This is a genomic window from Paenibacillus agricola, from assembly GCF_011440305.1.
In the GTDB taxonomy this organism is placed as follows: domain Bacteria; phylum Bacillota; class Bacilli; order Paenibacillales; family NBRC-103111; genus Paenibacillus_S; species Paenibacillus_S agricola.
Genome location: NZ_JAAOIW010000020.1, coordinates 48917 through 70697, shown reverse-complemented (window position 1 = coordinate 70697; position 21781 = coordinate 48917). Strand labels below are relative to the sequence as shown.

Sequence of the window (21781 nt, the reverse complement as noted above, 5' to 3'; positions counted from 1 at the left end):
TTGATAGTATGTTCAAAAAATTTGCTGCAGACGCATTAGGCCTAAGTGATATCGGAACAGTAATTAAACCGGCTGATTATGATAAAGTCGATGCTGACGATTATGTGATGAATGAAGATAATGAGAAAATTTTCTTTTTGATCAAATCCAAAGCAGATGAATACTGCTTCACCAACCTCGGTCTGATCCATTTGGATGGCACAAGCGCGATGAGCAAGAAACGTACACTTCGCCGCTTTAACTATAGCGCCCACACCATTTCCGATGTAATGCTCGAAACAGCGGGAACAGTGGATATGGATGTGGAAATTAAATTTACAATTGGTATTGTCTCTTATTCCATAGACGTTCACAAAAAGCATATTTTAGAGGTAAAGGATCTGTATAAATCGTTGCTCAAAATTGCTGAAATTTCTTACGAGAATGACATTACCCTGCAATATGCCAAAGAAAGTGTGCATCTGGCCTCAAATACTTTGAACCGGACAGTTAGTGAGAAAGGCAACATCGTTGACCATTTTAAAGAATTGACGGAATCCTCCTTTCACTGGATGATGGAAACCCGTAAGCAATACAAGATCAAAGATTTTGGTTATGTGTTCGAGCGTTATATTAATATGTAATCATAACTAAGTAATCATCCCAAAAGTAGTCTAATAATAAACTATAATAAGTAGTCATAGATGCAGAGTGTGTCAATCCATCGGGGTTGATAAGCTCTGCATGTTTTATTTGGATCAGGCGTATTATTTATTTTGTTAAGGTTTACGTAATATTTGCCGCAGAAGCTTATGTTAGAATAGTCATATAGAATTACAAACTAGAATCCATGGATAAAATGGTTATATTAAATGGGGGATATCGAGTGAATGGAGGGCGCATGCATGGTTAAAATTTTGGTTGCAGATGATGAAGATAATATAACCGATGTATGCGCCCGCTATTTGCAGCGGGAAGGCTTTGAGGTGGTATGCGCCAAGGATGGCGAGGAGGCCTTGTATGTATGGGAGCAGGAAGCGCCTGATTTTATCGTGCTGGACCTGATGATGCCGCGCAAAACAGGGTGGCAGGTATGCGAGGAGATTCGCAATAGCAGCGATGTCCCGATTCTGATGCTGACCGCCAGAGGCGAAGAGATGGACCGCCTGATGGGCTTGACGATGGGCGCAGACGATTACATGACCAAGCCGTTCAGCCCTCGCGAGCTGGTGCTGCGGGTCAAAGCGATTTTGCGGAGGCTGCGCCCGAGCCAAAGCCAGGGTACGACAAGCCCCAGCAAGGGCTCGGGCCAGAATGGTACAGCTGGTTTATCCGTAGCGGAGGCTGGTACGAAGGCCGGCTCAACGATTACGAGAATGGGCTTGCAAATCGATAGCCTGCGAAGGACGGTCCACGTGGGCGGCAAGGAAGCCGGGCTAACGGTTAAAGAATTTGAGCTGCTTTGGCTGTTCGCAAATCATCCAGACCAAGTTTTTTCACGTAATCAATTATTGAATACGATATGGGATACTGATTATTATGGCGACACGACTACCGTTACCGTTCATATCCGGCGTTTGCGGGAAAAGATCGAGCAAAACCCCTCCACCCCCAAATTAATTAAAACCGTCTGGGGAATCGGCTACAAGCTTGACGGGAAGGGAAGCGAACAGGAATGAACCGCTTTGTAGGCTCAGTTGGTCTGCGCACGTATTTACTTGTAACAAGCTTGGTCAGTATTGGCGCCATATTACTTAGCTTGTTTATTAGCTACAGGAAGATGTTCCTGACGTTGGATGAGGTGCTGTGGTTAACTATTGTTACGGTAGGCGCAGCGATTTTGTCATTAATTGTTCATTGGATTATGACGCGACCGATTGAGCGGGCGATTCAATTAATCACCAAGCAATCACAGCAGGTGGCAGAAGGTGATTTTGGCGGGGAGCTGCCCTTAATCGGTCCTGTGGAATTTCAGGCGATGGCGGGTAATTTCAACCAGATGAGCCGTAAGTTAAATGAAAGCTTCCAACAGCTGCATTCCTCGGAAGCCTCCCGTCGGGAGCTTATCGCCAACGTGTCGCATGATTTGCGTACTCCACTTGCTTCCATCCAATCGTTTGTTGAGGCGCTGCAGGACGATTTGATCGACGATCCTGCTACTTATAAGCGGTACCTGAGCACAATCCGTTTGGAAACCCAGCGGCTTAGCGGGCTTATTAATGATCTGTTTGATCTATCCCGCCGTGAGGCAGGCGCTGAAAGCTTCGAGCCGGGAGCATACCATCTGGATAATCTGATTGTGGAGACGCTGCAAAGCCATCTGCTGCAGATTGAGGAGAAGGGCATCGAGGTAGAGGGGGATATTCCCGAGCACCTGCCGCCCGTATCGATCATGCCCAGCGAAATTAAGCGGGTCGTTTCGAATTTACTGCACAATGCACTGCGCCACTCGCCCGATGGTGGCAAAATTGTGATCCGTGCGTTAATGCCTGAGGACGGATACGTGAAGGTGACCGTTGAGGATCAAGGTGAAGGTATTGCGGAGGAGGAGCAGGTGCGGCTCTTCGAAAGGTTTTACCGGACGGACCAGTCACGCAGCAGGGCAAGTGGCGGCTCAGGGCTGGGGCTGGCGATTACGAAGTCGATCGTGGAAATTCACGGCGGAGAGGTTGGGGTCAGCAGCAAGCTGGGTGAGGGCAGCCTTTTTTGGTTTACGGTTCCTGTAGTGAAAAGGTAGCGAATGGACATGAAACTGATGTTCCCCATGTATACGTATACTTAATTAAAGGTGGTGCTGGTATGGATAGGGTAAGGGAATGGTTGAAGGAGCCATATGGGAAAAAGCTCTTAAGACTCCATAAATGGAATGCTTGGATTGTCTTGCTGTTGGCTCTCACGGGTGTTATTTTATATGTCCCTTCGATTCGGGGAGACCTCGGGGCGTTTCGCGTATTTCTGAAGCAGGCGCATATTGTATTCGGAATTGCATCGGTACTTCTTATTGCTCTATACCTGCCGTTGATCCCGAAGCATTGGAAGCAGCTTAAAAATAAAATGAAGCAGCGCTGGAATTTAGGAATTGTTGTGTTTTTGCTGGTGGGGTGGAGCTTAACGGGGCTTGTGCTCTGGCAATTTCGCAGCCTTCCTCCCGCTTGGGCGAATGCTTCTCTAGTGCTGCATGACCTGTTCACATGGGTCGGGATTCCTTATGCCCTCTATCATTCCATATCGAGAAGCCGTTGGCTGAAATCGATGAAGGCTGACGAGCAAAAGGCAGCAAGGCTGCAGCAAGCGGAGAAAAGAATGGCTGGCGGCATAGCGGCAGTAGATGTGGGGGCGGTAGCAGGGGCAGATGGCAAGATGAGCCCGCAAAGGTTTGTTGAATTTTTGAAAAGTGCACCGATTTCCCGTGCAACCTTTTTAAGGACGTTAGTAGGGCTGCTGCTGGTGTTCGGGATTGGGCCTGCTTTTTACCGTTGGATGAAAACAATATCGGATACAGGCGGCACCCAATTGGACAAAATTTATGCAGCCGATGCCAATCGTATGCTGCCAGCGCCGGTCGCACTAGCGGATTCGAATCCACCGATTGGTGGCGGTGGCAAAGGGGAGTTCCGCATTTATACGGTTACGGAAATTCCCAGCTTTTCAAGCGAAAACTGGCAGTTTGCGATATCTGGATTGGTTGATAAACCGATTTCCTGGAATTGGGAGCAGTTTATGCAGCTAAAGCGCAAGGTTCAGGTGAGTGATTTTCACTGTGTAACGGGCTGGTCGGTGTATCAAGTGACATGGGAGGGCATTCCGCTCTCCGAAATGCTGCAGATGGCTGGTGTGAAAAGCACGGCAGGCTATGCCAAAATGTATTCGGGTGACAAAGTATACACGGATTGTTTGTCGTTGGAGCAGGTGAAGATGGAGGATGTCATGGTTGCTGTCTTGATGGATGGCAAGCCGATCCCGGATAAATTGGGTGGCCCGGTGCGGCTGGTGGTTCCCAAAATGTATGCGTACAAATCAGTCAAATGGCTGCAAGCCATCGAGCTGATCGATAAAGAGCATATCGGCTATTGGGAGGTTCGTGGTTACGATAATGATGCTTGGGTCAATGGTAAGGGCACGCTGTGATGAACAGCGTGGCTCTTTTTTTGTCGTTACAAAAAGGAGCGGTCTAAAGCTTAGTGGAATTTTACGCTTCCCGAATATTTTTATTCAAGAGGTATTTAAATTGTATATAATAGGTAAAGGATCTAATGCTATTTAGACGAACAAATGTTAGGTAGGAGGGAAAAGGAAATGCAGCTGCTTTCACTCAATATTAGTAAGCCGATTACAGTAAACCATCAAGGGAGACCGGTGGAAACGGGAATTTTTAAAAATCCTGTCAACCAAACCCTATACCTGTCACATACTCAATTGGATGGCGATGGGCAGGCTGATTTAATCAATCATGGGGGAGTGGATAAAGCAGTTTGTGCCTATTGTGCAGAGCACTATGCTTACTGGGAGGAAAAGCTGCAGCGCAAGCTTCCTTTTGGTGCGTTTGGTGAGAATTTCACCATTGCCGGGCTAACCGAAACAACCATTCATATTGGTGATGTTTACGAAATAGGCACCGCCATTGTTCAGGTCAGCCAGCCACGTCAGCCTTGCTTTAAGCTGGCTTTAAAGCATCAAGTTAGCGACCTTGTCTTGCAGGTGCAAGAAACCGGCTATACAGGTTATTACTTCCGCGTGTTAAAAGAGGGCTTGGTCGCCTCCGGCCAAATGTTCCGCTTACAAACTAACCATCCGCTCGCAATTACAGTTGCTGAGACGAATCTTTTAAAATATGTCGACAAATCCAATACCGAAGCAATTCGCCATTTATTAACCGTCAACGAGCTAGCCGAAAGCTGGCGAGAATCATTCCAAAAACGTTTAGACCAAGCTAGCCTTTAATCTCTGCGGAGCGAATCCTGCAAGGAACGGTGCACCCAGCCCACAGGGTCGCCAACTCGCCGCCGCGGAGCAAGTCCCGCTAGGGAAATGCTCCACGCCTGCATGGTCACCTCTCTCACTCCCATGCAGGCAGCTCGCCAGCCACTACAGTAAAGCGTGTCCCGCAGGGACGAAAGCGCCCCGAGAACACTAAAGTCACCATACCACAGGGGAGTCCAGAGGGCACAGCCCTTTGGAACCCTCCTTGGAGAAGGAGGGTAGGGAGGATGATCCCCCATGGAGAAGGAGGGTAGGGAGGATGATCTCCGGAGCTATACTAGCAGGCGGCCAAAACCGCCGTATGGGCGGGAAGATGAAGGCGCTGCTGCGGCTTGACGGCCAGCTATTCATTGAACGGCAGCTTGCCGAATTAAGCCAATTATGCAGCGAAATTATTATCGTAGCCAATGAGCCTGAGCTGTTCGAGGCGCAGCTCGCATGGCCCCACGCACAAATGCGCATTGTGCCTGATAAGCAGCTAGGCAAAGGGCCGCTCGCTGGCCTGCAGGCAGCCATGGCAGCCGTCACCCACAGCGAGGAACTGTGGGTGGTCGCATGCGATATGCCGTATGCCTCCGCTGAAGCGGCCCAGGTGCTCCTCGGGCAGCTGCGCAGCGGAGCAAGGCACGGCGGCCATGATCTTGCTCTGCCGCTGATCGCCGGCAGGCTGCAGCCCTTGCATGCGATTTATCATCGGCGCTGCCTGCAGGCTATAGATCAGCAGTTGGCCGAAGGGCGCTATCGGATCATGGAGCTGGTTGAGCAGATGGATGCTATAGCAGTTGAGGAACGCTTTTTTTTGGAGCGTCAGATTGCTTTGGATTTTGTGGGCAATGTTAATGAGCCGTCCGACTTGGCCGGGCTAAAGAACAATTCCCAGTGTTAACTAAACTTACATTGCTACTTTTTTGCTGTTGAATGTGAGATAATGGGTAAGAAATAATTCTATTTTCATAACCATTTTTATAAACTTCTAAACCTTTATGAACGCAAAACATTCCTATAACCCATAAATCAGGGATATTAATTGGAAAAGGGGTGAATGAACATGACCGATATTTTAAAAGATCGTTTCGGACGTATCCATGATTATTTGCGTATTTCGGTTACAGATCGCTGCAACCTTCGCTGTGTCTATTGCATGCCAGAGGAAGGGATGGAATTCGAGCCTGAGGAGAATATGCTAAGCTTTGACGAAATTTATGAAGTCGTTCGTGTGATGGCAAGCTTAGGTGTAAGAAAGCTGCGCATTACGGGCGGAGAGCCGCTCGTCAGAAAAAATCTGGAGCAATTAATAGCGCGCCTCTCGTCCATTCCCGGCATTGATGATATCGCGTTGACGACTAACGGCATTTATTTTGCTCAAAGGGCAGATAAATTGCGTGCTGCAGGACTGACACGTATTAATATTAGCTTGGATTCCTTGCGCGCGGACCGGTTTTCGCTTATTACGCGGGGAGGAGATATTCAACGGGTGCTTGCTGCGATTGAAGCGGCATACCGAGTGGGTCTTTATCCGATAAAATTAAATGTAGTGCTTATGAAAGGCTTGAATGAAGACGAGATTGTCGATTTTTTGAAAATGACTATGACCCGAGATGTGCAGGTGCGGTTTATTGAATATATGCCTATTGGACACGATGATTCCAATTGGAAGAGCAAGTATGTTCCGTTAACGACAGTTATGGAGCGTTGTGCAGAAATGGGCTGGGATGCGCAGCCTTCTGGAGAGGTCTACGGCAACGGGCCTTCGCAAAACTTTCGGATTCAAGGCGCATTGGGGTCATTCGGCTTGATCCATCCGATCAGTGACCATTTCTGTGAAACCTGTAACCGGCTGCGGTTAACCGCTGATGGCAATATTAAGCCTTGCCTGTATTGGTCGGATGAGTTTAATGTGCGTTCACGTATAGGGGATGACCAAGCGCTTGCGGCATTGTTCTTGAAGGCGCTGGAGGCGAAGCCGGAAAGCCATGAAATGGCCAAGGCGCTGCTGGATCAGCAGCAAAGCCATAGTCCCACATTACGTAGAATGTCGCAGATCGGGGGCTAACGAAAGCTGTGTCGAGGTTTAGATTTCAGCGCAAGCTGGTTCAATTGGAGGAAGCGCAGCAAGCGGTCCTCCATTACATAAATATGCAAAAGACGGAGGATGTCGCTTTAGCCGACTGCTTCGGGCGACGTCTGGCGATGACCGTAACGGCTAACCATCCAGTGCCGCACTTTCGCCGCTCTGGGGTTGATGGGTATGCGCTGCAGGCATCAGGCACGAACGGTGCATCAGCGGATCAGGAAATTAAGTTGGATGTAACGGAAATGATCCCTTGCGGCTCCATACCTTCAATGCAAGTAGGGCAAGGCCAAGCGGCAAGAATTATGACAGGTGCAGTCGTCCCTGATGGGGCAGATTCGGTTATTATGATTGAAATGACCGAAGTGCTTCCAGACCATCAAGTACATATTCGTAAACAAATGGCTGTGGGCGACAATATAACGCCGATCGGAGAGGAAGTAGAGCCAGGAGATATCCTCATGCTGCCAGGCCGAACGATTCGTTCCGGTGAAGCAGCGGTACTGGCGACCTTCGGCTTTGCTCGGGTAAGTGTATTTCGCAAGCCGCGCGTCGCGATCTTTTCTACAGGTTCCGAGCTGCTGGAGGTGGATAGCCCACTTGCACCTGGCAAAATCCGCAACAGCAACAGCTATATGCTGGCTGCCCAGGTGATTGAGGCAGGCGGGGAGCCGGTCATCATGCCCGTATTACCGGATGACCCGGCAGAGGTGGAACGAGCCTTGCTCCAGGTGCTGGAGCAAGTTGATTTGGTTGTGACGACTGGCGGTGTATCGGTTGGCGACAAGGATGTGCTGGTCGATTTATTCGAGCGCTGGGATGGCGAGCTGCTATTCAACAAAATCGCGATGCGCCCCGGAAGCCCTACCTCTGTTGGTTATTGGAGAGGGAAGCTGCTATTTGCTTTGTCCGGTAACCCGGGAGCGAGTTTCGTGGGGTTTGAATTGCTGGTGCGACCCTACATAAAAGGAATTATGGGGCAAACTGAAAAGCTACATGCGGAAACGAAAGCCTACCTGCAAACCGACTATTCAAAAGGCTCTGCCTACCCGAGGTATGTAAGAGGGACGTTGAAAATGCAGGACGGCAAAGTATATGTAAACCCGGCAGGCAAGGACAAATCCAGCATCATGACCTCGATCAAGGATGCAGATTGCCTGATATACATACCCGCAGGTGGCAAGGGCGCCGCTCGTGACGATTTAGTTCGAGTGCTGCTGCTTAATGAGCCGATTTGCAGCTTGTAAATTGCGCCTAGGATCAGCGTGTTGGAAAACTCACAAAAAAGCCCCAGTCAAGCAGTAATCGCTTGACTGGGGCTTTTTGATATAGCTCATATATTCCTTGGATGAAAGTACGGGATACAATTACAAGCAAGATAAATCATGCAAGAATTACACCTGTGCTGGTGTACAATCTACCAACAGCGCTCATTCGAAATCCCCTTTTCAGAAGGCATACTCAACCATGTGCAGGGGAGAATAATGCTGATTGGACAGCAGCCCGACCCAGCAGCCCGACCCGAGTGGTTTACACTTAAAAAAGGCTACGCTATCCCATTAGGAAAGCGCAGCCTTTTATTTATGTAGAAAAGAAAGAACTACCGCAATGACAGCAAAAAGGCTTCCTTATTGATTTTGGAAGCAATATCTGTTAAAATAAGAAATGGATCTAAAATAATACATATGTAAATAAAATCAATATAAATATACCACTTAACAGATCGATTTGTCAATAGTTTATTTAAATATTCATACTTTATTCATATATTTGAAAGAGGGCGGCTTGAATGGACATAACCGATCAGCAATGGCATGAAGAACAGCGGCGTGTGGATGGAGTAGTTGGTAAAATGGATCAACAAATCCACCAGCTTTCTTTGGAGGTCGGCGATGTTAAATCCGAGGTTGTCGATATCCGAACCCATTTTTGGGACGACGTTAAGGTATACATGGGAACCGCGGATGATATGGGGGAGACCTATACGAGCCTGAAGCAGCAGGTGGAGATGTTATCGGAGCGGGAACGAAGCCACAGGCTTGCGTACTCGTCGCTTAAGAAGCTGGCTCGGATGGTCAAATCTCCTTATTTTGGCAGAATTGATTTCGAAGAAGAGGGAACCCAAGACAAGGCGGCGATTTATTTGGGGATCGCTTCTTTCATGGATGAGGATGACCAAACCTTTTTGGTCTATGATTGGCGTGCTCCCGTATCCAGTCTCTATTATGATTACCCGCCGGGGCCAGCGGCCTATGATACACCCAGCGGCGAAATTAAGGGTGAGATCTCGCTTAAGAGGCAGTATGTGATTCGTGACGGGCGCGTCAGCCTGATGTTTGATACTGGGGTGACGATTGGTGATGAGCTTCTTCAGCAGGTGCTCAGCCGCAGCTCGGATGCGCAGATGAAAAGTATTGTGGCGACGATTCAGAAGGAGCAAAATCAAATTATCCGCAATGACCGCAGCCGCATGCTAATTGTCCAAGGGGCAGCAGGCAGCGGTAAAACCTCCTCGGCTCTACAGCGTGTAGCTTACCTGTTGTATAAAAACCGGGAAACTTTGCAAGCGGACCAGATGCTTTTATTTTCTCCCAATCCGATGTTTAATAGCTATGTATCGACGGTGCTGCCTGAGCTTGGGGAAGAAAATATGCAGCAAACGACATTCCAGCAATATTTGGAGAGCCGCTTGGGCCGTGAATTTCAGCTGGAGGATCCTTTCATCCAGATTGAATATGTATTAAGCGCGCCCGAGGATGAAGCCTATGTAGCCAGAACTACCGGAATTCGTTACAAATCATCCACGAGCTTTTTGGCGGTTATGGATGCCTATAAGCTATGGCTGGAGCAGCAGGGCATGATTTTTTTATCGATTCGTTTTAAGGGGCGAGAGGTCGTATCTGCACGGAAGATCAGGCAGCAATTTTATTCCTACAAGTCTTCGGTTCGTTTGGCTAACCGGGTTGTACTGTTGCGGGATTGGCTGATCAAAGAGGTTATTGCTTTTGAGAAGGCAGAACGCAGTATGCCTTGGGTCGATGACGAGATTGAGCTGCTGGATGCGGATGATTATCGGCGTGCCTTTAAGGAGCAGCAGCGAGTCCACAAGGATGAATCGATCACGTTTGACGATGCCGACGTGGAGAAGGAATACCTAGCACGGATGGTTGTGCATGAGAAGCTTAAGCCGATGCGCAGGCGGATCAAGCAGCTCCGCTTTATAGGGATACGTGCATTGTACCGGCAGCTGTTCGAGAAGGAAGGGCTATTCGCCAGCTTGGCTGGCGGGGAACAAGCGCTACCCGAATATTGGGATGAAATTAGCAAACAGACGACGGGTCGGCTGGAGCAGTCCGAGCTTGCTTATGAGGACGCTACGCCCTTCCTTTATTTAATGGAGCTGGTGCAGGGCTTTCAGACCAATACCTCCATTCGCCATGTCATTATCGATGAAGCGCAGGACTATTCGCCGTTCCAGCTTCATTTTCTCAAACGCCTGTTTCCCCGCTGCCGTATGACGGCACTTGGCGACGTGAACCAAGGCATTTATGCCCATGCTTCGGCACTCGGAGAGAATGACCCGATCGCCAAGCTGTATGGTGTGGAGGAAACTGAGCTGATTCGCCTAATGCGCAGCTACCGTTCAACCCGTGAAATCGTGGAGTTCACGAGGGGGATGGTCGCTGGCGGCGAAGAGATCATGCCGTTTAACCGAAGCGGCGAGAAGCCGCAGGTGGTGGTGGCTGAGGATCGCGAAGGGTTGCACGATGGCATCGTTGCCGATCTGCAAACGCTTATAGCGGAAAACTATGATTCCATCGCCGTTATTTGCAAAACGGCGAACGAAAGCGCAGACGTTTATGCCGCGTTGCAGCATCGGCTGCCGCTGCTGCTGGTGACGAAGCAAACGTCGTCTTTTGAAAAGGGTGTGCAGATTATTCCTTCTTACTTGGCCAAAGGCGTCGAATTTGACGCTGTGCTTATTTATGACGGTTCGGCTGAGAGGTACCGGCGGGAAAATGAACGCAAGCTCTTTTATACGGCATGTACACGGGCGATGCATTTACTGCATATTTATTCGCTTGGACAGCCAAGCCCCTTTATTACCTCGCAGGCGGGGGATAGCTTCGATTTACTGCAACTACAAGTGAACGTATAAAGTGAAATAGGTAAAACCTCCACCCCTGTTAAGGGGAATGGAGGTTTTTGGTATGCCCAAGTGGGGAGGAATGCCCCGAACCTGAGGCAGTTGCCCTATTGGCACATGTTTAGTCTAGTAGGTGGAGCCGCCGAACAGGAAACGAAGCTCCCACTGTGAGCCGGCAATCGTATCGATCCGTACGCCTCCGGAGGCTTGTGAATAAGTGTGCAGCATCCTTCCATCACCCAGATAAATGCCAACATGGGTCACGGTTTCGGTCGCCTTATTCACACTAGCATAGCTTGCAGGTGTATAACCTTTGTAAGCCATGAAGAATACAAGGTCTCCTTTCTTCAGTTGCTGCCAATTACTGCTGGTCGTGCCTATGGATTTGACAAGAACCGCTTGGTTTCTTGAATCACCAGGCAGCTGTTGCTTGATCCCATCCAAGAACGCTTGGCGAACAAAATCAGAGCAGTCGAAGGTAGAGGTATCATTGCGGCTGGAGGCGAATTCGTAGGGAACACCCAGGTAGCGGCTTCCGGCATCAATTACTTTTTGCGCGGCGACTGCCCGGCTTAGCTGTTTGTAGGGCTCGATATACGACGTTGTCAGGTAGGAGCTGCTGGTACTGACGTAGCCGATAACACCGTTCTGGTCCTGGATGTTGTACCAATATTGGTTTGTTTTGTTGAGGATTAGCACCTGCTCCCCTTTCTTCAAATAACGGATCCGGGTTGAATTGGTGTCTGGTCCTTTGCGAAACGAAACGGAGCTGACGGCTGTTGCATTGGGAGGTGAAGGAAAGTCTGCTTCCAGCTGATTTTCCTCTTCAACGTAGGTTGTATCGATATATTGTGATCCCGTGCTAACGTATCCGACGACTTTGGAGCTATCTGTAACCTTATACCAATAGCTGTTGACCCTTTCAAACACTGCGACCCTTTCGCCTTTGACCAAGTAGCGAATCCGTGGCGAGTCGGTTGATGGCTGAGTCCGGAATGAAACCGAGCTGAGGATAATAGCATTAGGTTCAAAGGTAGCCTGGCTATTAACTTTAATTTCGGCAGCGCTGACAACAGTAGCTTGCATGGGTAATAAAGAAAGAGAGATGGCGAATGCAACGATTAGGAAAATCAGCTTTGTTGGCATGAATGGAACCTCCATTAGATAGTTATTAGGCTATCGATGATGTTGGAGCAAGTAGCAAGGGTGATAGCATGAAACATAGAGGTTGCCGGCCGGCCATCCATTATTTTCAACATCTATCTCTTTTACACATGATAACATAGCTAATTATGGGAATTTAAGTTGTAAAAAATGACAGATCCCAAGAAGAGTTTAGAAAAAATAGGTATTTTGCCTGATGAATTTATGGGAAGAGAACAAAAGCATATTTTTCCTTTTTATTAGGTTTTTTTAATGGGTAAAAACAACCACTTTAATAGACCATTAATTATTTCAGGAGTGAAAATAGTTCTTTGGGCTAGACAAAATTGAATTGCGAACATCTGTTTGTTACAATAAAAAGATAAGGGTTTGTTAGTGGGCAAGGAAGGCTTCATTGTAGGTTATAATTGCATTAATGACGATCTCCCCTTATACAATCGCTTATTTTTGGCTTGCTAGCGCTGATGTTTGATAAATATTTTGGGGGATACATCCAGAGCGAGCTTATTTGCGAATAAATAGATAAGAGGAGAATCATTGAAAGGAGATTCTTCATGAATGATTCAATGCCCGATCAAGAGCTGATGAAGCTTATTGAGGCAAGAGACGAAGATGCTTTGACCAAGCTTTATGACCGATACGAAAAGCCCGTCTATTCTTTTGCCTATCGTATGGTAAGAGATGCTATGATGTCTGAGGAAATTATTCAGGAACTATTCCTGAGAATTTGGAATACAGCCGAGCGCTTCGATGGTGCACAAGGCAAGCTGACGAGCTGGATGTTTACGTTAACCCGCAATATTACTATTGATTTATTGAGAAAGAAAAGAAGCCGGACACCGCAGTCTATGGCAGAGCTCGATCAACTGCAATTTGTTGCGGATGAACGGATGAATACAGAGGTGGCTGTTGAAAAGAAATGGGTTGGGGAGCAGGTTAAGGCGGCTCTCGATGATTTAAGCGATGACCAGAAGAAAGTAGTGGAATGGATATATTATCAAGGATATACGCACCAGGAAGTATCGGACATGCATGCTATCCCTTTGGGAACGGTAAAAATCCGTGTTCGGTTGGCGATGAAGCAGCTTCAGCGGCGTCTATCTGACGGGGAAAGGAGGGAGTTCAGCAATGATTAACCAACATACAGATATGATGTGCGAGCTTGTAGAGCTTTATGCTTTGAACGGTTTGTCTAAAGAGGAAGCTGCCGAGTTTCGGGAGCATTTGACAACTTGCGCCACTTGCCGTGAACAATTAATTGAGCTGCAAGTCATTGTGGATTTGTTGCCGGAGGCGTCGGAGCCAGTAGAAGTGCCTCAAGGTATGCGCGAACGGGTGCTTGGGCGCGTATTAGGCAAAGCGGTTGATAATGTAAAATCTTTAGGAGCGGCGGGGAAACTGAAGGTCGTGGACACAGCACCTGGGATTGAGCTAACGAAAGAAGCGGAAGCGCCAGAGATAACGGAGATTCCGACACGGCAGGAAGTAGAAAACATGAAAAACATCGATGCGTTGAGTACAACAGACATGCCAAAGGCGTTAGAGATAACAAGGCCGCCGGAACCATGGAAGGCAGCAGAAATGGCGAGACCAGCAGTGAAACCAGCTGAAACCGTGTATACGGACAGAGAACAAACGACTGCTACGGATGGCAATGTGCTGCAGCCAGACCAGACGGCTGGTGTGGAAGGTGGAAGTGGATGGCGCTCAGCTAGAATCAAGCCGGAACAGAGGGTACATGTAGAAACTGAAGCGATGCCTGCTCTTGGGCGGCGGATGTCCAAACCGGAGAAGATAGACCGTAAAGCCCGGTATTGGAAGCTGATCAGCTTGGGATTGTCAGCGGCTGTAATTGCACTTGGGCTTTATACATACATGCTTAAAGATGCGATGCATGGCATCCAGACAGAGTTGGTTGCTGCTAATGGTGCATTAAATGGACTGCAAACCGAGCTTGGGGCGACCAAGGAAAAGCTGGCTGTTGCTATTAAACCAGCTGAGGGTGCGCAGGTCAATAAAATTGTCACATTGAGTCCCGCAGCGGAAACCTTTATTTCCAAAGGTCTGGCTTCCGTCATGATCGATAATAAAGGGACACACTTGATCGTACAGGCAGAGGATTTGCCGCAAGTTAAGCAGCAGGAAGCCTTTCAAGTCTGGTTAATTAAAGATAATCAGCCTGTTAGTGCTGGAACCTTCGCTTCCCAGAATGGTAAAGGTGCGATCTATTTTACCTTTGAACCGAAGGATTATGATACGGTAGCCATAACATTGGAGCCGGATGCTAACGGAGTGCAGCCACGCGGAACGATTGTTTTGGCTGGTGGTTTAAAGAGCTGAGCGAAGCAAGTATAATAAGAAGACAGGCTACAGAAAGACGCCGGGTTAAGGCTTAAGGCAGACACGCATGCATTCACTGCTTGTACATGGAGTGGATGCATACGTACCTGCTGGAGAGCCGGCCTGGTGCTTTTGTAAGCCCACAAAGGGAAAGCGTATAATTCGTTGATAGCGTATAACCCGTTCGTTTATTCGTTAATTTGGAGGGAAATTTGAATGAGTTCATTGGATATTCGCCATATCCGCAAGGAGCATTTTTTAGATAGTGTCGCTTTATCTGCCTTCGCTTTTCAGATGGAGCTGACTCCACAGCAGCGTGAGGAACGGTTAGCCCGAATGAGTGAACAGGAAGGCTGGGGTGCTTATGTGGATGGCAAGCTGGCGGCCCGTTTGACGCTGCTGGACTTACATATATGGCTGCATGGTAAACGCTTCAATATGGGTGGAATAGCCGGGGTTGCTACATGGCCAGAATACCGCCGCGGCGGCTTGGTTGCCGGTTTATTGCATCATAGCTTACAGGTGATGAAGGACCAAGGGCAGACGTTGTCCTTCCTGCATCCTTTTCAATTTGGCTTTTACCGCAAATTTGGCTGGGAAACGTATTGTGATTATATCAAATATGAAATTCCAACTGCACTGTTGCCGAAGCTTCCTGCACCACCGGGCCGGATGGTACGAGTTAATCACGATATGGAATTACTGAACCCCATATATCGCAGCTATGCTACACGATACAATGGAACGTTGGACCGCAACGAGCAATGGTGGCAACGGCGCATATTTGAGAACCGCAAAGGGGATATCGTTGCTTATTACGATGATAACGGAGTGGCAAGCGGCTATGTACAATATGAGGTCAAGGATCGGGTCTGCAAGATTCATGAGCTTGTCGCCTTACATTATGAAGCGGAGAAAGCGTTATGGCGCTTTATAGCCGATCATGATTCGATGATCGAGAAAGTTACGCTGCAGGCTCCTGCGGATGACCGTTTGCCGTTTCTGCTGGATAATCCGCGAATCAAGCAGGAGCTCGTGCCTTATTTTATGGCACGTATTGTTGATGTCGCAGGCTTCCTGGAGCAGTTTCCGTTTGCCGCGAATGCAGGTAGGGTCGTACAGGCGGGGGCTGGTGGGGGCGCAAGAGCTGGAGCGGTTAATGAGACTGCTGCTGGAACTCGCGAACTAGTGCTGAAGATCAAGGATGCCCATGCCGAATGGAATAATGGCAGCTTTGTCGTGAAGATTGATGCAACCGGCGCGGCAAGTGTTGAGAAGCTGCCAGAAGGAAGCTCAATTGTGTCAGGTGCAGAGGCTGAAGGTGGGGGCTCTATCGGATCGGCAGGTGCAACGGGATTGTCCTGCGATATCTCGACGCTGGCTGCGATATTTATGGGCTACCAGCAGCCGAGCTTTTTGCAGCGGATTAACCGTCTGCAGGGATCGGACGAGGCTGTACAAAGCTTGGAAGCGTTGCTGCCGCAGCAGCAGACTTACTTGGCTGACTATTTTTGAGTGTGTGTGGCGAAAGTTTGGATTGCCTGAAAACTCTTTGGCGATAGATGCAACCTTAAATCTTGTGAAAAAGGAACCCCCATATAGATGGAGGTTCCTTATTTTAGTTGGTTTGCATGAAAATAATTAACGTATGACTTTTTGGTTTATTAACTATTCAGTTCTGTTGGAATACAGCACTTTTCACGATAGCCGCAGCTGCTACACATGCATCCGGTTTTATCGTGCTTGAATAAACACTAATTCCAACCTGGCCGCCTGAGGTCTAACACCTCCCCCGACTTTGGTCTAGTAAGGGTAACCGCCGCAGGTCCGTTTTGAAAAGGTCTTCAATCGTCTAGAATAAGTACATAAGCAAGAGACATCATAACGAAAGGCGGTGAATACATAAATGAGATTGAATCGAAATAGCGGTTTGGCTTTGCTGCTGATTGCAGTAGGATCGTTAATACTTTTGAACAAAATGGGTATGCATACCGGACATCTGATAGGTTACTTGTTCCCGGTAGCGATGATTGGCCTAGGTTGGTTAGGCATTAAAAACGACCGTACGATTATCGGCTTGATATTGATTGCCATTGGGTCTCTGGTGCTCATAGTGAAGCTGTCGGGTTTGATTGCTATTCTAGTCGCCATCGGGTTGATCGTTTGCGGCATATCCAGCTTACGAAGAAAATCACGTGCCTATTAATTCATTAATCGTCGTTCTCAACAATTCTAAACAAGAAGGTGGTAAAGAGCATGAGTCTAGGCAAACGCTTCAGAGATATTACAGTCGCTAAATTCAATGAAATGCTAGAAAACTCAGAAGATCCGGTTCGCCTGATCGATAAGTATTTAAACTCGCAGGCAGAGCAGATTCGTGAATCCGAACGCTTGCTGCAGCAATGTTTATCCCACGCTGCGGGGCTGAGGCAGCAGTATATGACAGCTGCACAGCTGATGGAACGCCGTGAACAGCAGGCGCTCATTGCTTTAAAGGCAGGCGAGGACGAAGTCGCCCGCATCGCGCTTCAAGAGAAGCTGCAGCAAGAGGAACGCAGCATTCAATACAAGGCGCTGTACGACCAAAGCAAGCTCGGTATCGTAGAGCTTGAGAGTCAAATGCAGCAGCTGAAAGCGGACTTTGATGAAGTGGCTTCCAAACGCAGCTATTACATGGCAAGGCTAGAAAGCATTAGATTGCAGCAGCGAATGAATGAGCGGCTGCGGGGCATGGGTGGAGGTATTGGCTCCGAACAGCCGCGGATGTTCGAGCGGCTGGATGAGCGGATCTCCGACATGGAGTCGACAGCACGAGCACTTCGTGAAGTTAGGTCACATGGACGCGAAGTATTGCAGGCTGTAGGCACCGCTGCATCGCAGGCGCTTGACCAAGAGCTCGCTAAGCTGAAAGTTAAACTACAAGAGGAAGGCTGGATGCGATCATGACTAAACTTTATCGTTCACGCTCGGACCGTTATATAACTGGCCTGTGCGGCGGTTTGTCAGATACATTCGGAATAGATTCGACTTGGATTCGTTTATTACTGGTCATAACAGCTTTCTTTTCCGGTGGAGTGATTATACCGTTGTACTTCCTGGCCGTACTAGTTATTCCCAAAGAGCCTCGTAACCATGGCCCGTACGGACCTTATGGTCCGGGATATGGATTTGATGGCGCCGCTGCTGGCGCAACGAACTGGAATGGCCAAGCAACTGGACCACAGTGGGGACAACAGCAGCAATGGGGCAATGGATGGAATGGCAAAAAACATGGCTGTGGCTTCCGCAAGCATAACCGCAATGACCGTCGTCAACATGAAGCTGAATATCAAAATACGCAAGGTCATTCCCAAGGCAATAGCCAAAGCAATGCAGGCGATAACCTGGATGAAATGATGAAAGACATTGAGAAGAAGGCTATGTGGAAAGAAATCGAAGAGCTTCGTGCCAAAGTAGCGCAATACGAAAAAAACCAACAAACTAAAGGGGACGTGTAAACCATGGGAGTATTTACTAGAATTAAAGATATGACGAAAGCATCGCTGCATGAGCTGTTGGACAAAGTGGAAGATCCGATCATTATGTTGAATCAATATTTGCGGGATATGGAAGAGGAAATCGCTCAAGCCGAGGTAACGGTTGCCCGCCAAATCGCCAATGAACGCAAGCTCAAAGAGCGCTACGAGGAAGCGGTTCGCTTAACCTCTCAACGTGAAGAGCAGGCCAAGGATGCTTTGAAAAACGGCCAGGAATTGGCGGCACGCCAAGCCTTGGAGCAAAAGCTTTATTATGAAGGCAAAATTACCGAATATGCAGACCTCCATGAGCAATCCAAAGCCCAAGCGGCAGAGCTGGTTCAACAGCTGCATGAGATGAAGGATGCCTTTTACCAAATGCGCAACAAGCGCAGCGAGCTGGTGTCTCGTGCACAATTGGCAAGAGCACAGCATCAAATGGCTCAAGTTTCGGCGCATAACGTAATCGAAGGTGGCCAGGCAGCTAAAGGCTTCCGCCGGATGGAAGACAAGATCGTTACGCTGGAGGTAGAGGCAGAAATCGCTCGTAAGCCTTATGTCAGCGGTGCTTATTCCACAAATGGCAGCTACACGCCTTCAAGCAGCGTTGATGCAGCGAAGCAAAAGAAGGTTGATGACCAGCTTCAGCTATTAAAAGAAAAGCTGGGTTCGGAGAAATCCCAATAATTGCTTCTCTAACCAACCGAATACTGTCTAAAAATTAGTATTCGGTTGTTCGTAAATTATGATATGCTAAGTAAGGCATAAAGCCATAGGGCCGTTTCGTGGCCGCTATGGCTTTTACGCTTCTGAAAGTTCGTTGTATCATTAGCAGAGTAGCTTCTAAGAATCGGCATAAGAAAGGAGGCAGCATAATGGGGAAGTTTAACCGCAGTTGGATGGGAAACGAGGATGGAGCAGGCAAGGATCGCAAAGGGAACCGTAATGACCGCAATGTAGCGCTAGTATTGATCGGCGTCGGAATATTCCTGTTATCCAACAACCATTGGGGCTTTTTCACTGTGCTTGCTATCGTGCTGATTTTTATAGGTATTCATAAGGTTAGAAAGTCTTCTCCTCGCAAAGGCTATATTTTAATGGGGATAGGGCTCGTTATTTTATTAGGGGGCAATTTCTCGCTGATGCTAGCGATAGTTCTAATTTCATTAGGGTTTTTCTATATACGTTCCAAGCAATTGCATCGGGCGGAAAGCTACGTGAAGAAAAGCTTGATCGAAAGCGTGCGTTGGGGTAAGGAGCCTTGGGTGCTGCGGAACAGCTCGATTTGGAATGTAGTTGGGGAATTGAAAATTGATTTGACCTATGCCATTCCTGAGGAAAAACAAGTGACACTTGTACTGCAAGGCGTAATCGCGGATTTGGATATTATCGTGCCTGAGGATATGGGGCTGTCTGTGACCTCGTCGGTAATATTCGGGGAGGCGACGATTGGACCGAATAAGGAATCGGGCATTTTAAATAAAACAGAGTGGCAAACACCTAATTTTGAAACGGCTGATACGCAGGTTAAGCTGCTGATTTCCTATATTATTGCCGATATCGATATTAAAATTGTTTAGATGAACACCGGCAGGTAGCATTGGCATTGGCATGAAGGCAGGGAGGCAAGGTTTATGGAAAGGCACAATAAACGGCTTACCAATATGATGTGGCGAAGCATGGGCGAGTCGATTGGGCTTAGCCTTGTTTTGTTTGGGGTTATTGTGTATTTTCTAAGCCACTATGGATACATAAAAGGATTTTCGTCATGGAGTGAAGGGATCCAGTTCAGCTTAATGCTAATCCTTATCGTTGCCGCTATTGGAGGCGTATTCGGCATTTGGTATAGCAGCAGGATCAAATCGCGTTTGGAGCAATTGGGCGAGGTCATGCTGGCCTTGGAAAAGGGAAACCTGACCCGCACGGTTCCACCGCTTGGTGAGGACGAGATTGGGCGGCTGGGTGAACAGCTGAATGAGATTACGAAAAAATGGGAAGAGCAGGTAAGCTCGCTTCAACGGCTTTCCAACGATAACGCCCAGCTTGCGCAAAAAGCCAAATATTCGGCGATTGTGGAGGAGCGGCAGCGTTTGGCAAGAGAGCTTCACGACGCGGTCAGCCAGCAGCTGTTCGCCATCTCGATGACGGCAACCGCGGTTGGGCGTACACTGGATAAAGACTTCGATAAGGCGCAGCGGCAGATCTACCTGATCGAAGAGATGGCCTCCGTCGCCCAATCGGAAATGCGGGCGCTGCTGCTGCATCTGCGTCCCGTCCATCTGGAGGGCAAGCGGCTTGCAGAGGGCTTGGTCGAGCTGCTGCAGGAGCTGGCAGACAAGGTGCCGATGGAAATTGTTGGAGAGCTCACAGACGACATCCAGCTGCCGCAGGGCATTGAGAATCACCTGTTCCGGATCGTCCAGGAAGCCATGTCGAACGCGCTGCGACATTCCAAAGCGACAAGGCTGGAGGTTCGCCTTACGCAAACCTCGGCGGAAAGCATTCGGCTGCTTATTCGTGATAACGGAATCGGCTTTGACCTCGATGTGAAGAAGCATGCTTCCTACGGCATTATGACGATGAAGGAGCGCGTTAATGAAATCGGTGGCTCCTTGAATTTGATCACGGCTCCAGGTAAGGGGACACGGATTGATATCCGGGTACCGATTATAGCGGAAGGAGTGGATGATAGTGGAGAATGATGAGTTGGAAATAGCGATTAAGGTGCTGTTGGTGGATGATCATGAGATGGTGCGGATTGGTCTTGCCGCTGTCCTTAGCACGGAGGATGGCATTGAGGTAGTTGGCGAAGCAAGCAACGGTGCAGAAGGCATTCGCCTTGCGCAGGAGTACAAACCTGATGTTGTGCTGATGGATCTCGTGATGGAGGGAATGGACGGAATTGAAACAACGAAGCAGCTGCTTAAGCTGTATCCCGATTGCAAGGTCGTCGTCTTAACAAGCTTCCTCGACGATGAGAAGATGTATCCGGTAATCGAAGCGGGTGCGTTCAGCTATTTACTAAAAACCTCACGTGCATCAGAGGTGGCCCAAGCAATTCGTTCAGCCGTAAAAGGGCAGTCGGTTCTTGAGTCCCAGGTGGCCTCAAAGATCATGAACCGTTTCCGCCAGCCGAAGCCCGTGGCTCCGGCGCATGATGAATTGACCGAGCGCGAAATGGAAGTACTGCGCCTAATTGCTTCGGGGCACTCCAATCAGGACGTGGCCGACGAGCTATTCATCGGGATCAAAACGGTTAAATTCCACGTCACGAATATATTGGCGAAGCTCGGTGTCGAGGATCGGACACAGGCGGCGATTTATGCCTTTAAGAACGGGCTTGCTGAATGAGGTTTTTTTAAAAGATACGCCACCGACTCCATTACGCCACGAACATTGATTGACGATCAACTGGATAGCTACGGCAATCGGTCTAGAAGCATCTGTTTGCTGTATTTGTCCGTGGAAGTCGGTGTATCGCTTTGCCAGATTATATATGCCCTATGTCCATGTCAGTCCATGTCCCCACATGTACCTTGTTACTCCACATACCCCATATAACACGTATACTCTCTATTTCCACAT

At 48.5% G+C, this 21781-nt stretch carries 21 protein-coding genes; 19 read left to right on the top strand and 2 right to left on the bottom strand.

The window, feature by feature from the left end; all coding sequences use genetic code 11:
- Positions 1-8 precede the first annotated feature (8 nt).
- The 5 genes from G9U52_RS32935 (at position 9) to G9U52_RS32915 (ending at position 4920) form a co-directional block, all read left to right on the top strand.
- The gene (locus G9U52_RS32935) at positions 9-623 is read left to right on the top strand and encodes a PH domain-containing protein (RefSeq protein WP_166155749.1); all 615 of its coding nucleotides are present in this window, start codon (positions 9-11) and stop codon (positions 621-623) included.
- A 261-nt stretch (positions 624-884) separates the two neighbouring features.
- The gene (locus G9U52_RS32930; protein ID WP_166155746.1) at positions 885-1658 is read left to right on the top strand and encodes a response regulator transcription factor; all 774 of its coding nucleotides are present in this window, start codon (positions 885-887) and stop codon (positions 1656-1658) included.
- On the top strand, positions 1655-2716 hold the full coding sequence (locus G9U52_RS32925; protein WP_166155743.1) for a sensor histidine kinase: 1062 nt from the start codon (positions 1655-1657) through the stop codon (positions 2714-2716). The genes G9U52_RS32930 and G9U52_RS32925 overlap by 4 nt, the downstream gene beginning before the upstream one ends.
- A 62-nt stretch (positions 2717-2778) precedes the next feature.
- Positions 2779-4107, top strand: coding sequence for a molybdopterin-dependent oxidoreductase (locus tag G9U52_RS32920; protein WP_166155740.1), 1329 nt, complete (start codon positions 2779-2781; stop codon positions 4105-4107).
- Positions 4108-4275: 168 nt separating this feature from the next.
- Complete coding sequence (locus G9U52_RS32915; RefSeq protein ID WP_166155737.1) at positions 4276-4920, top strand: MOSC domain-containing protein; 645 nt, start codon at positions 4276-4278, stop codon at positions 4918-4920.
- Here G9U52_RS32915 and G9U52_RS41115 read toward each other — a convergent pair.
- Positions 4917-5045, bottom strand: coding sequence for a hypothetical protein (locus tag G9U52_RS41115; RefSeq protein ID WP_279538787.1), 129 nt, complete (start codon positions 5043-5045; stop codon positions 4917-4919). The genes G9U52_RS32915 and G9U52_RS41115 overlap by 4 nt on opposite strands.
- Positions 5046-5218: 173 nt before the next feature.
- Here G9U52_RS41115 and mobA point away from each other — a divergent pair, with 173 nt between their 5' ends.
- The 4 genes from mobA (at position 5219) to helD (ending at position 11189) form a co-directional block, all read left to right on the top strand.
- Positions 5219-5845: a molybdenum cofactor guanylyltransferase gene (gene mobA, locus G9U52_RS32910; protein WP_166155734.1), complete on the top strand. Its 627-nt coding sequence runs from the start codon at positions 5219-5221 to the stop codon at positions 5843-5845.
- A 162-nt stretch (positions 5846-6007) separates the two neighbouring features.
- Positions 6008-7012 carry a GTP 3',8-cyclase MoaA gene (gene moaA, locus G9U52_RS32905; protein WP_166155731.1) on the top strand — a complete coding sequence of 335 codons (1005 nt, stop codon included), beginning with the start codon at positions 6008-6010 and terminating at the stop codon, positions 7010-7012.
- An 8-nt stretch (positions 7013-7020) separates the two neighbouring features.
- Complete coding sequence (locus G9U52_RS32900; protein WP_166155728.1) at positions 7021-8277, top strand: molybdopterin molybdotransferase MoeA; 1257 nt, start codon at positions 7021-7023, stop codon at positions 8275-8277.
- A 542-nt stretch (positions 8278-8819) separates the two neighbouring features.
- Positions 8820-11189, top strand: coding sequence for an RNA polymerase recycling motor HelD (helD, locus tag G9U52_RS32895; protein ID WP_166155725.1), 2370 nt, complete (start codon positions 8820-8822; stop codon positions 11187-11189).
- 114 nt (positions 11190-11303) lie between these two features.
- Here helD and G9U52_RS32890 read toward each other — a convergent pair whose 3' ends face one another.
- Positions 11304-12323: a C40 family peptidase gene (locus tag G9U52_RS32890; protein WP_243767699.1), complete on the bottom strand. Its 1020-nt coding sequence runs from the start codon at positions 12321-12323 to the stop codon at positions 11304-11306.
- 572 nt (positions 12324-12895) lie between these two features.
- On the opposite strand from G9U52_RS32890, the gene G9U52_RS32885 reads away from it, so the two are divergent.
- From G9U52_RS32885 to G9U52_RS32840, 10 genes are all read left to right on the top strand, one after another.
- A complete protein-coding gene (locus G9U52_RS32885; protein WP_166155719.1) occupies positions 12896-13477 on the top strand; it encodes an RNA polymerase sigma factor in 582 nt (193 codons plus the stop codon).
- Positions 13470-14681, top strand: a complete 1212-nt coding sequence (locus tag G9U52_RS32880; protein WP_166155716.1) for an anti-sigma factor — start codon at positions 13470-13472, stop codon at positions 14679-14681. Before G9U52_RS32885 ends, G9U52_RS32880 begins: the two co-directional genes overlap by 8 nt.
- A gap of 216 nt (positions 14682-14897) precedes the next feature.
- Positions 14898-16196, top strand: a complete 1299-nt coding sequence (locus G9U52_RS32875) for a GNAT family N-acetyltransferase (RefSeq protein WP_166155713.1) — start codon at positions 14898-14900, stop codon at positions 16194-16196.
- Positions 16197-16587: 391 nt separating this feature from the next.
- The gene (locus G9U52_RS32870) at positions 16588-16887 is read left to right on the top strand and encodes a LiaF transmembrane domain-containing protein (RefSeq protein WP_166155710.1); all 300 of its coding nucleotides are present in this window, start codon (positions 16588-16590) and stop codon (positions 16885-16887) included.
- Positions 16888-16937: 50 nt separating this feature from the next.
- The gene (locus G9U52_RS32865) at positions 16938-17627 is read left to right on the top strand and encodes a PspA/IM30 family protein (RefSeq protein WP_166155707.1); all 690 of its coding nucleotides are present in this window, start codon (positions 16938-16940) and stop codon (positions 17625-17627) included.
- Complete coding sequence (locus tag G9U52_RS32860) at positions 17624-18178, top strand: PspC domain-containing protein (protein WP_166155704.1); 555 nt, start codon at positions 17624-17626, stop codon at positions 18176-18178. Before G9U52_RS32865 ends, G9U52_RS32860 begins: the two co-directional genes overlap by 4 nt.
- Positions 18179-18181: 3 nt before the next feature.
- Complete coding sequence (locus tag G9U52_RS32855; protein ID WP_166155701.1) at positions 18182-18883, top strand: PspA/IM30 family protein; 702 nt, start codon at positions 18182-18184, stop codon at positions 18881-18883.
- Between the two features lie 188 nt (positions 18884-19071).
- Positions 19072-19776, top strand: coding sequence for a cell wall-active antibiotics response protein LiaF (gene liaF / locus G9U52_RS32850; protein WP_243767698.1), 705 nt, complete (start codon positions 19072-19074; stop codon positions 19774-19776).
- A 54-nt stretch (positions 19777-19830) separates the two neighbouring features.
- Entirely contained in the window at positions 19831-20898 is a 1068-nt protein-coding gene (locus tag G9U52_RS32845) for a sensor histidine kinase (RefSeq protein WP_166155698.1), read from the top strand.
- Positions 20899-20902: 4 nt separating this feature from the next.
- On the top strand, positions 20903-21547 hold the full coding sequence (locus G9U52_RS32840) for a response regulator (protein WP_512699216.1): 645 nt from the start codon (positions 20903-20905) through the stop codon (positions 21545-21547).
- Positions 21548-21781 lie beyond the last annotated feature (234 nt).